The following is a 12,574-nucleotide window of genomic DNA, read 5'->3' on the forward strand; positions in this document are numbered from 1 at the left end:
TCTTTAGTTATCCATTTTAAGTACAGCTAAAAACGCTTCTTGAGGAACTTCCACGTTACCCAATTGCTTCATGCGCTTTTTACCTTCTTTTTGTTTCTGTAGAAGTTTCTTCTTACGACTTACGTCACCGCCGTAACACTTAGCGGTTACGTTCTTACGCATCTGCTTAACCGTTGTACGCGCAATGACGTTATTACCGATAGCAGCCTGAATCGCAATATCGAACATTTGACGGTGAATGAGCTCTTTTAACTTATCTACAAGGCTTCGACCACGAGATACAGAGTTAGTTCGGTGAGTGATCATGGCAAGCGCGTCAACGCGATCACCATTAATCAGTACGTCAACACGAACCATATCTGCGGCTTGGAAACGAATAAAGTGATAATCAAGTGACGCATAGCCACGTGACGTTGACTTGAGTTTATCGAAAAAGTCCATGACAACTTCAGCCATTGGAATTTCGTAAGTCACCGCAACTTGGTTACCGTGGTAAACGATATCTTTTTGTACGCCACGCTTTTCAATACACAGCGTAATAACATTACCCAAGTGCTCTTGAGGTACTAATATGTTGGCTTGAACAATCGGCTCGCGAATTTCATCAATGTTGTTAACCGCCGGTAATTCACTCGGGTTATCAACCATTAACGTGGTGCCGTCAGTACAAAGCACTTCATAATTTACCGTTGGCGCGGTAGTAATCAAATCAAGATCATATTCACGAGCAAGACGCTCTTGAATGATTTCCATGTGTAACATACCAAGGAAACCGATACGGAAACCAAAACCAAGTGCAGAAGAGTTTTCCGGCTCAAAAAACAATGAAGCGTCGTTAAGGCTTAGTTTGTTTAACGCGTCACGGAAGTTTTCATAGTCATCAGAGCTAATTGGGAAAATACCGGCATAAACCTGCGGCTGTACTTTTTTAAAGCCAGGTAAAGCAGATGCAGCTTCTTTCTTCGAGATCGTAATGGTGTCACCGACTGGCGCACCGTGAATTTCTTTAATACCCGCGATAATAAAGCCAACCTCACCGGTTTTAAGCACGTCAGTCTCTTTCTGTTTCGGCGTAAAAATACCCACTTTATCAATGATATGGGTTTGGCCTGTTGACATCACAAGCATTTTGTCGCCCTTGCGCACTTCACCGTTCATCACACGGACAAGTGACACGACGCCTTGATAGTTATCGAACCATGAATCGATAATTAACGCTTGTAAATTAGCGTCAGGATCGCCTTGTGGCGCTGGAATGTTTTCAACGATACACTCAAGTACATCTTCAATACCCATACCGGTTTTTGCCGAGCACGGCACGGCGCCAGTGGCATCAATGCCGATAATATCTTCGATTTCTTCACAGACGCGATCTGGGTCGGCTTGTGGTAAATCGATTTTATTTAAAATCGGTAAGACCTCTAAGTCCATTTCAATTGCGGTATAACAATTGGCAACGGTTTGCGCTTCAACACCTTGACCGGCATCGACAACGAGTAATGCACCTTCACATGATGCTAAAGAACGTGAAACTTCATAAGAGAAGTCAACGTGACCAGGGGTATCAATGAAGTTTAACTGGTAAGTTTCACCGTCTTTAGCTTTGTAGTCTAAGGTAACGCTTTGCGCTTTAATGGTAATACCACGCTCACGCTCAAGATCCATTGAATCAAGTACTTGCGCTTCCATTTCGCGATCTGACAAACCGCCACAGTATTGAATTAAACGATCTGATAACGTCGACTTACCGTGGTCAATGTGGGCAATAATACTGAAGTTACGTATGTGTTTCATTTATATAATTTCTAACCAATGTTGTTGCAACCACCTTGCCTGATTGCAAGTAATTGCGGGTACTAACACCTTGCTAGTACCTAATTATCCGGATAATGGTTGCGAATTATAAACAAAAAACAGGGGCTATTCTTCTTTTTTCGCATGCTTAAATGTGATTATTGCTTCAAAAGTGTAAATAGCTTTGTCGAATCGACATATTTTTCAATATTTTTATGCTGTTAAATAAAAATAGTGGCTTAGGCGTGATGGATTTCGACAGGAATGTCGTGACTGGGTAGCTTTTTCACAAGATAAGGTGCGAGGTTCGCCTGATGATTTTGTTGATTTTCCAAGTACTGCGCAATCCGATAACCCAAATAGCCACCACCAATAGCCAGAGCAATCGTTAATAACTCACTAGTCGTTTGACCAAATAATACTTGGCCAAAACCTGCAAATGCGATTAAAAACGCTAAAGGCAAGCCGTAAACTCTAGCAAGACTGGTAAGCAGTTTGTCTTGAGGAATAGCGATAACCACTTTGTCACCTACCGCTAATGTTGGCTTAAAGCTATCGGTTGATAAGCGTAGCGACAAACTTTTTTGCGGAAACACTTTAGCAACCTGACCACTACCGCAGGTATCAATTTGCTGACAACTAGAGCAGGTAGATTTAATTTCGCTGGTCACTTCAACCCAGTTTTCGCCAACGTTGTTTACGGTTGCAGTTTCTTGTATCACTGAACACTCGGTAACTTAAATTGCACGGATTCAGCCATAAGTTGAGCGGTAGCTGTTGGTATTTTTCCTACGACACTCACCTCAAAGCCGTTTTTTACTTGATTGTAGACCAAGGTTGCGCCATCGCGAACAAACTCTGGCGCTCTCTGTTTATCAACGCTTTGTGTGACATAAACCGATACATCTACCAAGCCATCACTAAATAACATAAATTCAGCTGGGGTCTTTAGCAAGTTAATGCGATGCCGATTAACCCGTTTGCGCTCAAAGCCTAACGGTAGCCAATTAACTTGCCAATTAAGCTCTAACTCACTGTTAGCATTAGGAATATCAACAACATTTGGCAAGGTCATTTCATTGACTTGATGTAACTGACTCGGCATATTGTCCGGCAGTTCAAGGTAAGTAAATTGCACTTGTTCTAACAGTTGGCCTGTTGAAGTTAACAAAGCCAACTTGAGTAACATACCCGATTCTTCGTCGAGCCAAACCCAGTGCCCCAGTCGATGTGGGTCTTTCGAAACAATTCTGATCAACTGAGCTGCTCGGCCTAAAATGCGCGAGCGACCAACGCTAACAAAATCGTAATACTGGCCCAGTGATTCAATATCACCACTGAAAATCGCAGGAATTGGCCCTGAGATTTGATTGGTCGCTAACGAATATGCCGGCAAGCCTGGCTCGATATAACTAACAATTTGCCCCTTGCGCAGAATATCTTTTCGCGGACCATTTAACAAAGAGAGTATTTCGAGTTGTTCGCCCTCTTCATCGATACCATGAGCCCAATGATAAGGCTCGGCTTGATTATTTTTGACCACCACAAAAGCAGTTGAGAAATGACGTTGATTAAGGGTTTCAGAAAGGCGATTCAACCAAGCACTGGCGTCTTGGTTGTCATTTGCTATTGAGCTAAAAGCGCTCAATAGCAAAGATAAAACTAACACATACTTCATTAATTATTTTCTACTTCAGCTTCTTTTTCTTCAACAGGTGACTGCTCAGACTCAGTTGCTTGAGATAATAACTTAATTTGTTGCTGATGATCAGCTAATAATGCTTGAAATCGACGTTGCTGCTCAATGTAAGCTTGTTTTTGCGAAACCGTTGGCTGATTAACATTGTAACTTACGGGGCTAGTAATACCTGAAATAGGTGTAGTTTGCGCTACTTGACTCGGTGAAAACGGCTCATTTTGATTAACGTTTTGTTGGACACCTAAGATCATTAAACCCGCGGCCGATGCAGCAATCGCCACTTGCCCAGCAGGCTTGATAAATTGTACTAAGTTGGTTTTGATTTTCTGGCCAAATGACGGCTTAGCTTTCGGTGCAAGCACTGTCGGTTCAAGGGCAATAGCGTCGGCTATGCTTTGCGACACATCGATAAGTTGTTCACCAGATGATTCGTTACGAATGGCATCACCCGTGAGGTGATATTGCTTCCAAGTATCAGACAAAGTTTCATCAGCTAAGATTGCGTCTAACTGAGCTTCAACATCATCAATATTGTCTAACTCGTTATCTACAATGGCTGACATTGTCTCAAACTTATTTTCACTCATACATTTTACCTTTTTTCTCTTAGCGTCGAAGTAATGGTCTTATTTGTTTTTCAACGGCTTCACGCGCTCTAAAAATTCGTGACCTTACGGTGCCCACAGGACAATCCATTTCAATCGCTATTTCTTCATAACTTAAGCCATCTAATTCGCGAAGTTTAATGGCTACTCGCAAATCTTCTGGTAATTTTTCTATCGTCCGAAACAACACTTCTTGTATTTCGTCCGTCAGTAAAAGCTTTTCTGGCGATGCACTTTCTTTGAGTACATCGGAGCTATCGTACACTTCAGCATCGGCAACATCGATATCTGCCGGACTGTTTGGCTTTCGGCTATTGGCGACAATATGATTCTTCGCACAATTGACCGCAATGCGATAAAGCCATGTATAAAATGCACTATCCCCTCTAAAATTAGGTAACGCGCGATACGCTTTAATAAACGCCTCTTGCACTACATCGGCTACATCGCTTTGGTTCTTGACATAACGCGATACTAAACTGGCAACTTTATTTTGGTACTTAGTTACCAGTAAGTTAAACGCATTTTTGTCACCACGTTGTACCTTTTCAACCAACAATTGGTCAACGTTCTGTTCGCTCATTTGAGCTCGTTCTCCTACATACTACTAATTTGTCTTGATAGTTGGCTCTAAGCAAACGCACAATTTAGGACTATGATATTTATAGAAAGTTCGAAAAAATTTAGTTTTTTTTAATATTTTTTATTAAACGCTACTAATTCTAGGCTGTAATACCAATAACGCTATGCCTGCCAACGAATTAACGGTAAAATCATTTTCATTATAGTACCCGAATTTCTTTGGTTTATGAATCAACAACACAATTGTGACGTATTAATTATTGGTAGTGGCGCTGCGGGTTTGTCACTTGCTTTACATTTAGCGAAAAATGCTGACGTAATCATCTTGAGTAAAGGCCCTGTTACCGAAGGCTCTACCTATTACGCTCAAGGCGGTATCGCCGCAGTATTTGATGAAAATGATTCAGTCGATTCACACGTTGAAGATACCCTAATAGCCGGCGCCGGCATTTGTAATCAAGACGCTGTTCGCTTTACCGCAGAAAACGCTAAAGCTTGTATGCAGTGGTTGATTGAGCAAGGCGTTGAATTTGATCACGAAATAGATGACGACGGGGAAAAGCGTTACCACTTAACCCGTGAAGGTGGCCACTCGCATCGCAGAATTCTCCATTCTGCCGATACTACCGGCAAAGCCATTCAAACCACATTAGTTGAACGGGTAAATGCGCATACACGGATACGCGTATTCGAGCGTTATAATGCCATTGATTTGATCACTGAAAAGCAAGGTGAAAATAACGCCTGTATCGGTGCCTATATTTGGAACCGAAACATTGAAAAGGTTGAATCCATTTATGCTAAAAAGACGATTTTAGCAACCGGTGGTGCCAGCAAAGTTTATCAATATACTTCTAACCCTGATATTGCCAGCGGTGATGGTATCGCCATGGCGTGGCGCGCAGGGTGTCGCGTTGCTAATATGGAATTTAATCAATTTCACCCAACCTGTTTATTTCATCCTAAAGCAGGTACTTTCCTATTAACAGAAGCACTGCGTGGTGAAGGTGCAATTTTACGCCGACCTGATGGCAGTCGCTTTATGCCTGAGTTTGACGAACGCGCTGAACTAGCACCACGTGATATTGTCGCTCGAGCAATTGACTATGAAATGAAGCGTTTAGGTGCTGATTGCATGTTTTTAGATATCAGCCACAAAAGCGCTGAGTTTATCAAACAACACTTTCCCAATATTTATGAGAAAACACGTGCTCTAGGTATGGACATGACCAAAGAGCCATTACCTGTTGTCCCCGCAGCCCATTATACTTGTGGTGGTGTCATGATCGATCAGCGCGGTCGTACTGATATCGACAATCTTTATGCTATCGGCGAAGTTTCCTATACCGGCTTACACGGCGCTAACCGCATGGCGAGTAACTCATTGCTTGAATGTTTAGTTTATGCCCGAGCCGCTGCTTATGATATTGAAGCGACGATTAACCATCAAAGTAAATACAAACGCTTGCCTAAATGGGATGAATCTCGCGTAACAGACTCGGACGAAGAAGTGGTTATTCAACACAACTGGCATGAGTTGCGCTTGTTTATGTGGGATTACGTGGGTATTGTCAGAACGACTAAGCGTTTGCAGCGCGCGTTGCATCGCGTTGAACTGCTGCAACGTGAAATTAGCGAGTATTACACTAACTTTAAGGTCAGCAATAATTTATTGGAGCTAAGAAACTTAGTACAAGTCGCTGAATTAATCATTCATTCAGCCATGCAGCGTAAAGAAAGCCGTGGCCTGCACTACACGTTGGATTATCCAGAATTAGATGAAAATGCCGGTGAAACAATACTGACACCAGCGAAAGATCACGATTGAGGTTGTTTCACTTGATATACCGTGCGAGCCAGTCGACGAAAGTCATCATCAGCTAAACTATCGCGATAAATAAACCAAGTAATTTGCTGATTGTTTTTTTGTTCTTGCCACACCAGTTTGACACCCCACCACATAACCAAACTAGAGGAAATGATTTGCCCCTCAACTAAGTTGTGCCGTTGCTGATCAACAAAGCTTAACTTGCCTAGCGCTGAGAGTTGAAAATAATCTGTGCGCTTGACCTGTGGCGTTAACGCCAAATAACCAAACCAAGTGTCAAACTTTGTTGCGATTGATATCAAGCAGGGTAAATGTTCAACAGTTTTCCATAAAGCACAGCCAACAAGATAACCGGATAAAAAGTAAATCAGGGATTCCGGCGTTGACCAAAGTATACAACTATAGATAAACAGGAGGTGCAGGCATACCAATAATGGTGCTTTAGTATGCCTTATAACAATACTATGACTTTTTAACGCGTTTAAGGATATGTTGTACCATGTCATTTAATGCTGCATCCTTACAGACTTCATGCCCCATAAACCAAGCAAACAGGTCGGGATCATCACACTCTAACAAGCGTTCAAATGTGGCTTTTTGCTCACTTGTTAACTCGTCAAACGCCTCATCAACAAATGGCATAAATAATATATCAAGCTCCAACATGCCGCGACGGCATGCCCAACGCAATCTAGCTTTATTTTCACTTAACGACATAAAGGACCTTATTTTTTCCCAGTGAATTGTCTGCCTAGATTCTATCAAGTAACCTTAGGCTATTAAATATGAAAAAAACACAATAACGGTTGTTTTTTTTCAATTTACCCTCACTCTATAACTATTCCGATTCATTCAAGTGATCCTTATGACACAAGTATTACCAAGTTTAGAGCAACTGCCAGAAGTATTTAGTTTAAATTTATCGCAATTAGGGGCTATTCGCCTAGCGGGTGAAGAAAATAGTCATTATTTACAAGGCCAAGTCACTTGTGATGTTCTCTCTCTGCCAGAGAGTAAGCTACTTACGGGTGCGCACTGTAACGCCAAAGGCAAAGTGTTTAGCGTATTTAGACTCTTCAATTTAGGCGATAGTCACCTATTACTTCAACCTAAAACCACGCTTGAAGCATCACTAAAGGAATTACAAAAATTTGGCGTATTTGCCAAAGTTGACATCAGCCAAGCAAGCGAACTTAACTTTTATGCCATTGCCGGTGAAAAAAGTGGCACAGCCATCGGCAAATTAGTCTCAACCCTGCCCGATAGCCTAACCCCAGTAGTTGAAGAAAACGATATATCTGTACTCTATATCGCTGGCCAAATCCCGCGTTATGTTATCGCGACCAACAAAGCGTTTAACGAAGTTATTGACACTAACATTCCGGAGCTTGATGCCAGTGTTTGGCAACTGCTAGAAATTACTGATGGTTTTCCACACTTGTCAGAAAACCACATCGACCAATACGTACCGCAAATGCTTAACTTGCAAGCGATTGGTGCTATTAGCTTTACCAAGGGCTGTTACCTGGGCCAAGAAACCGTTGCTCGGATGCAATACTTAGGCAAAAACAAGCGTGCATTGTTTTCACTAACAGGCCAGTCGAGTGAAACGTTAGCTGAGTTAAAACAATTAGAGCAACAACTTGGTGAAAATTGGCGAAAAGCTGGAGATGTATTAGCCTATTATCAGGCGGATAACGGCGCAATTTATCTACAAGCCGTGTTAGCCAGTGATATAGCCGCTGACACCGCCCTTAGAGCTAAAGAACAGGAAAGTTTATCACTCACCATTAAACCGTTGCCGTACAGCACAGACATTAATAAATAAATGAAAGCAAAAGAGAACGCTATGAAAATTGAACAAAACAAAGTTGTGGTCATGCATTACGCCGTTTCAGACAGCGAAGATACATTAATCGACAGCTCATATGATCACAGCCCATTGGCGATTATTCACGGTACCGGCTATTTGATCCCTGGTTTAGAAAAAGCCTTAGTTGGTCACGAAGCTAAAGATACCTTTGAAGTATCGGTATCTGCAGATGAAGCCTACGGCCAACGCCATGACGAATTAGTTCAGACGGTTTCTCGTGAGTTAATGCAAGGTGTTGAAGATTTACAAGTAGGCACGCAGTTACGCGCTTCAACAGATCAAGGTGAACAAACCGTTATCGTGATTGATGTGAATGACGATGAAATCACTGTTGACGGTAACCATCCGCTTGCTGGTATCGATTTAAAATTTGATGTAGAAATCTTAGAAGTGCGTGACGCCACGGAAGAAGAGCTTGCTCACGGCCACGTTCACGGCGAAGGCGGCTGTGGTCACGACCACTAATATTCATAAGTGACGATAAAAAAATCCCGATAAACGCCAGTTTATCGGGATTTTTATTTTAACGCTTATAACGGCTTAGCGTTAACCAACGAGTGCCAATAAAATACCAGCAGCAACCGCTGAACCTAGTACACCCGCAACATTTGGCCCCATCGCATGCATCAATAAGAAATTGTGCGGATTCGACTCTAACCCTACCTTGTTAGCAACGCGAGCCGCCATAGGTACAGCAGATACGCCTGCGGCACCAATAAGTGGGTTAATTGGTGTTTTAGATAGCTTGTTCATCATTTTAGCCATTAAAACCCCTGACGCTGTGCCGATTGAGAAGGCAACCGCACCTAAACCTAAAATACCTAAGGTTTCAACGTTTAAGAATTTATCTGCTTCAAGCTTTGAGCCAACCCCTAAACCTAAGAAGATGGTCACGATGTTAATGAGCTCGTTTTGTGCTGTCGAGCTTAAACGATCAACGACACCACATTCACGCATCAGGTTACCTAAACAGAACATCCCCACTAGTGGTGTTGCTGCAGGCAAGAAGAAAATAGCCATCATCAAGACACCTAACGGGAAGATTATTTTTTCAACTTTTGTCACGTGGCGAAGCTGAGCCATTTCAATTTTGCGCTCTGCTTCATTGGTGAATAACTTCATAATTGGCGGCTGAATAATCGGCACTAATGCCATATATGAATATGCGGCTACCGCAATAGCACCGAGTAATTCAGGCGCCAGTTTAGATGCTAAGAAAATCGCTGTTGGACCATCAGCGCCACCAATAATCGCGATTGCAGAGGCGTCTTGTAAGCTAAATTCAAAGCCTGGAATGGCATTTAACGCAATTGCACCAAATAAAGTGGCGAAAATACCAAACTGTGCAGCCGCGCCTAAAAACAACATCTTAGGGTTAGCGATCAGCGGCCCGAAATCGGTCATTGCCCCAACACCCATAAAAATAAGTAGTGGGAAAATACCGGTATCAATACCCGCGTAATAGATGTAATGAAGAACCCCACCTACTTCTGAAAAACCAGCCAATGGGATATTCGTTAAAATCGCACCAAAACCAATCGGCAGTAGTAACAACGGCTCAAAGTTTTTAGCTATCGCCAGATAAAGCAAACCGACCCCAACAAGCATCATAATCACTTGATTGAGTTGAAAGTTGGCTAAACCTGTCGACATCCATAAGGTATGTAACTGCTCCATAATACAACCCTTACGCCAAACTTAGTAACGCATCACCAACAGCGACACTGTCACCTTCTTTGGTGTGAATAGCAACAACTTGGCCATCAGTGACAGCACGTACTTCCGTTTCCATTTTCATGGCTTCCATAATGATCACAACATCACCAGCGCTGACTTGCTCACCTTCACTCACTAACACTTTAAAAATATTACCAGCAAGTGGGGCGTTAAGTGTTTCTTCGGCAGAAACAGACGCTGTTTGCTTAATCGCCGCATCACTTACCTTAGGCTCAATATTGGCAATTTCACCACCTTGAGCAACAACAACGTCATACACTTTACCATCAACACTTACAGAGTAACTCTCTTGTGCTGCAGGTTTTGCAACAGGCGCTGACGCGACAACCACATCTTCTTTAGTTGGCACTGGCTCAAATGCATCAGGGTTATTTCTGTTTTCTAAGAATTTAAGACCAATTTGTGGGAATAAGGCGTACGTTAATACGTCATCAATTTTTTCATCTGCTAATTGCAGTGATTTTTCTACCGCTAACTGGTCAAGCTCAGTCGTTAAGCTATCTAATTCAGGCGATAACAAATCGGCAGGACGACAAGTAACCACGTCTTTGCCTTCTAATACACGCTCTTGAAGCTCTTTATTAACTTCAGCCGGCGTTGAGCCATATTCGCCTTTTAAAACGCCTGAGGTTTCTTTAGTGATCGACTTATAACGCTCACCAGTAAGTACGTTAAGCACTGATTGGGTGCCAACGATTTGTGAAGTCGGTGTAACAAGAGGGATGTAGCCTAAATCTTTGCGAACGCGCGGAATTTCTTCAAGCACTTCATCTAAGCGATCTGCCGCACCTTGCTCTTTTAACTGGCTTTCCATGTTAGTTAGCATACCGCCTGGTACTTGAGCTAATAAAATTCTCGCATCAACACCTTTCAGGCTACCTTCAAATTTTGCGTATTTTTCACGCACATCTCTAAAATAAGCTGCAACTTCCGCAAGCTTAACCATATCTAGACCCGTATCACGAGCTGTGCCTTCAACCGCAGAAACAATGGTTTCCGTTGGTGAATGACCATATGTCATACTCATCGAAGAAATTGAGGTATCAATGACATCAACATCAGCGTCAATGGCCTTAATATGTGTACCAACGCTCAAACCCGTTGTCGCGTGACAGTGCAAGGCAATTGGCAATGACACAGTCTCTTTTAAACGCGTAACAAGCTCTTGTGCGGCATACGGCTTAAGTAAGCCCGCCATGTCTTTAATACAAAGCGAGTGCGCGCCCATATCTTCGAGTTTTTTAGCCATTTCAAGCCATGTTTCTAGCGTGTGAACTGGGCTCTCAGTAAAACTCAGCGTACCTTGCGCGTGGGCACCTACCTTAACGGCAGCTTTGATTGCAGTTTCGAGGTTACGCGTGTCATTCATCGCATCAAATATACGGAAAACATCAATGCCGTTTACGTGAGCACGCTCAACAAATTTTTCAACAACGTCATCAGCATAGTGGCGGTAACCTAAAATATTTTGTCCGCGAAATAACATTTGCTGCTTGGTCTTTGGCATTGCTTTTTTAAGTGCGCGAATTCGCTCCCAAGGATCTTCACCTAAATAACGAATACACGAATCAAAGGTTGCTCCACCCCATGACTCTATTGACCAAAAACCAATTTCATCTAACTTAGGAGCAATCGGTAACATGTCCTCCAAACGAAGGCGAGTTGCCAGTAATGATTGGTGACCGTCTCGCAGGACTACTTCTGTAATGCCCAATGGTTTAGTCATGATATGCTCCTACTCTTTATTATGTTTTTGGCGGAAGTTAGCAACCGCAGCACTGATCGCTGCTACAACGTTTGGTTGAATACCTTGAACTTGCGCGGGTTTTCTTATGGTTGATTTTTGGACAGGCTGAGGATCGGGGAACTTCTTAGATAGGGGCACTAGCACCATATTAATGAAAACGACCAGTAAGCCTAAAAATGCAAAGACAAAAACCATACCGGCGATCATCAAGGTAGCTGCCTCGATAAATTGTTGATTTAGTGATTCCATGATTAACTCTTAACCTATTTTTTGAGAAATAGAATAATCACTCCAATAATAGAAATGCAAGAAAGAATTTATAAATTGGTAAAAATAATTCCTGTCAAGAACTAAAACAGATGTTTTAATAATTATTTGAAATACATTCTAATAATTATTCACTTATTTAGCATGGTGTTTACATAGTAATGCACAAAGTGAATATCTATTCATTCGTTTATATGGATGTGAGCAATTCATTTTGCCGTTGTTAAAGGAAAATGGGCTGCGAGGAATAGCATCACGCAATGACGGGGATTTTTCTTATTCGAAAAGTTTTCTAACCCCAGAAAGCAAAAAAGCTGACATTAGTCAGCTTTTTCAGATGTGGCGGACGCGGCAGGAGTCGAACCTGCGACCGCCTGGTTCGTAGCCAGGTACTCTATCCAGCTGAGCTACGCGTCCGCGGTAACTTTTCTTTTATATCCTA

General features: G+C 42.4%; 13 protein-coding genes and 1 tRNA gene. 3 read left to right on the forward strand and 11 right to left on the reverse strand.

Annotated features, from left to right (window positions below):
- Nucleotides 1–3: 3 nt before the first annotated feature.
- The 5 genes from lepA to rpoE all read right to left on the reverse strand — a co-directional run bounded on the left by lepA (nucleotide 4) and on the right by rpoE (nucleotide 4,681).
- Nucleotides 4–1,794: a translation elongation factor 4 gene (gene lepA, locus LP316_RS15010; RefSeq protein WP_193021918.1), complete on the reverse strand. Its 1,791-nt coding sequence runs from the start codon at nucleotides 1,792–1,794 to the stop codon at nucleotides 4–6.
- 239 nt (nucleotides 1,795–2,033) lie between these two features.
- Nucleotides 2,034–2,516: a SoxR reducing system RseC family protein gene (locus LP316_RS15015; protein ID WP_193021919.1), complete on the reverse strand. Its 483-nt coding sequence runs from the start codon at nucleotides 2,514–2,516 to the stop codon at nucleotides 2,034–2,036.
- Nucleotides 2,513–3,472 carry a MucB/RseB C-terminal domain-containing protein gene (locus LP316_RS15020; RefSeq protein ID WP_193021920.1) on the reverse strand — a complete coding sequence of 320 codons (960 nt, stop codon included), beginning with the start codon at nucleotides 3,470–3,472 and terminating at the stop codon, nucleotides 2,513–2,515. The genes LP316_RS15015 and LP316_RS15020 overlap by 4 nt, the downstream gene beginning before the upstream one ends.
- Complete coding sequence (locus LP316_RS15025) at nucleotides 3,472–4,080, reverse strand: sigma-E factor negative regulatory protein (RefSeq protein ID WP_193021921.1); 609 nt, start codon at nucleotides 4,078–4,080, stop codon at nucleotides 3,472–3,474. Before LP316_RS15025 ends, LP316_RS15020 begins: the two co-directional genes overlap by 1 nt.
- 19 nt (nucleotides 4,081–4,099) lie before the next feature.
- Nucleotides 4,100–4,681, reverse strand: a complete 582-nt coding sequence (rpoE, locus tag LP316_RS15030) for an RNA polymerase sigma factor RpoE (RefSeq protein ID WP_193021922.1) — start codon at nucleotides 4,679–4,681, stop codon at nucleotides 4,100–4,102.
- Between the two features lie 225 nt (nucleotides 4,682–4,906).
- On the opposite strand from rpoE, the gene nadB reads away from it, so the two are divergent.
- The gene (gene nadB, locus LP316_RS15035) at nucleotides 4,907–6,508 is read left to right on the forward strand and encodes an L-aspartate oxidase (RefSeq protein WP_193021923.1); all 1,602 of its coding nucleotides are present in this window, start codon (nucleotides 4,907–4,909) and stop codon (nucleotides 6,506–6,508) included.
- On the opposite strand, the gene LP316_RS16210 is transcribed toward nadB, so the two are convergent.
- Nucleotides 6,499–6,768, reverse strand: a complete 270-nt coding sequence (locus LP316_RS16210) for a protein YgfX (RefSeq protein WP_193021924.1) — start codon at nucleotides 6,766–6,768, stop codon at nucleotides 6,499–6,501. The genes nadB and LP316_RS16210 overlap by 10 nt on opposite strands.
- Nucleotides 6,769–6,970: 202 nt before the next feature.
- Nucleotides 6,971–7,225, reverse strand: a complete 255-nt coding sequence (locus LP316_RS15045) for a succinate dehydrogenase assembly factor 2 (protein ID WP_193021925.1) — start codon at nucleotides 7,223–7,225, stop codon at nucleotides 6,971–6,973.
- Nucleotides 7,226–7,373: 148 nt separating this feature from the next.
- Between LP316_RS15045 and ygfZ the strand changes: the two genes are divergently transcribed.
- Together ygfZ and LP316_RS15055 are read left to right on the forward strand one after the other, a co-directional pair.
- The gene (ygfZ, locus tag LP316_RS15050) at nucleotides 7,374–8,336 is read left to right on the forward strand and encodes a tRNA-modifying protein YgfZ (RefSeq protein WP_193021926.1); all 963 of its coding nucleotides are present in this window, start codon (nucleotides 7,374–7,376) and stop codon (nucleotides 8,334–8,336) included.
- A 21-nt stretch (nucleotides 8,337–8,357) separates the two neighbouring features.
- Nucleotides 8,358–8,846, forward strand: a complete 489-nt coding sequence (locus tag LP316_RS15055) for an FKBP-type peptidyl-prolyl cis-trans isomerase (protein WP_193021927.1) — start codon at nucleotides 8,358–8,360, stop codon at nucleotides 8,844–8,846.
- 81 nt (nucleotides 8,847–8,927) lie between these two features.
- On the opposite strand, the gene LP316_RS15060 is transcribed toward LP316_RS15055, so the two are convergent.
- From LP316_RS15060 to LP316_RS15075, 4 genes are all read right to left on the reverse strand, one after another.
- On the reverse strand, nucleotides 8,928–10,058 hold the full coding sequence (locus tag LP316_RS15060) for a sodium ion-translocating decarboxylase subunit beta (RefSeq protein ID WP_193021928.1): 1,131 nt from the start codon (nucleotides 10,056–10,058) through the stop codon (nucleotides 8,928–8,930).
- Between the two features lie 10 nt (nucleotides 10,059–10,068).
- The gene (gene oadA, locus LP316_RS15065) at nucleotides 10,069–11,844 is read right to left on the reverse strand and encodes a sodium-extruding oxaloacetate decarboxylase subunit alpha (protein ID WP_193021929.1); all 1,776 of its coding nucleotides are present in this window, start codon (nucleotides 11,842–11,844) and stop codon (nucleotides 10,069–10,071) included.
- A gap of 9 nt (nucleotides 11,845–11,853) precedes the next feature.
- Nucleotides 11,854–12,114 (reverse strand): OadG family protein, encoded by a 261-nt coding sequence (locus LP316_RS15070; protein ID WP_193021930.1) that lies wholly within the window; start codon nucleotides 12,112–12,114, stop codon nucleotides 11,854–11,856.
- Between the two features lie 358 nt (nucleotides 12,115–12,472).
- Nucleotides 12,473–12,549: transfer RNA gene (locus LP316_RS15075), tRNA-Arg, on the reverse strand.
- Nucleotides 12,550–12,574 lie beyond the last annotated feature (25 nt).

The organism is Thalassotalea sp. LPB0316 (assembly GCF_014898095.1).
Classification (GTDB): Bacteria; Pseudomonadota; Gammaproteobacteria; order Enterobacterales; family Alteromonadaceae; genus Thalassotalea_G.

Coding starts and splice junctions, on each gene's coding strand:
- ygfZ (WP_193021926.1), top strand. CDS start 7,374: ATGACACAAGTATTACCAAGTTTAGAGCAACTGCCAGAAGTATTTAGT.
- LP316_RS15020 (WP_193021920.1), bottom strand. CDS start 3,472: ATGAAGTATGTGTTAGTTTTATCTTTGCTATTGAGCGCTTTTAGCTCA.
- LP316_RS15060 (WP_193021928.1), bottom strand. CDS start 10,058: ATGGAGCAGTTACATACCTTATGGATGTCGACAGGTTTAGCCAACTTT.
- oadA (WP_193021929.1), bottom strand. CDS start 11,844: ATGACTAAACCATTGGGCATTACAGAAGTAGTCCTGCGAGACGGTCAC.
- LP316_RS15070 (WP_193021930.1), bottom strand. CDS start 12,114: ATGGAATCACTAAATCAACAATTTATCGAGGCAGCTACCTTGATGATC.
- nadB (WP_193021923.1), top strand. CDS start 4,907: ATGAATCAACAACACAATTGTGACGTATTAATTATTGGTAGTGGCGCT.
- LP316_RS15045 (WP_193021925.1), bottom strand. CDS start 7,225: ATGTCGTTAAGTGAAAATAAAGCTAGATTGCGTTGGGCATGCCGTCGC.
- rpoE (WP_193021922.1), bottom strand. CDS start 4,681: ATGAGCGAACAGAACGTTGACCAATTGTTGGTTGAAAAGGTACAACGT.
- LP316_RS15055 (WP_193021927.1), top strand. CDS start 8,358: ATGAAAATTGAACAAAACAAAGTTGTGGTCATGCATTACGCCGTTTCA.
- LP316_RS15025 (WP_193021921.1), bottom strand. CDS start 4,080: ATGAGTGAAAATAAGTTTGAGACAATGTCAGCCATTGTAGATAACGAG.
- lepA (WP_193021918.1), bottom strand. CDS start 1,794: ATGAAACACATACGTAACTTCAGTATTATTGCCCACATTGACCACGGT.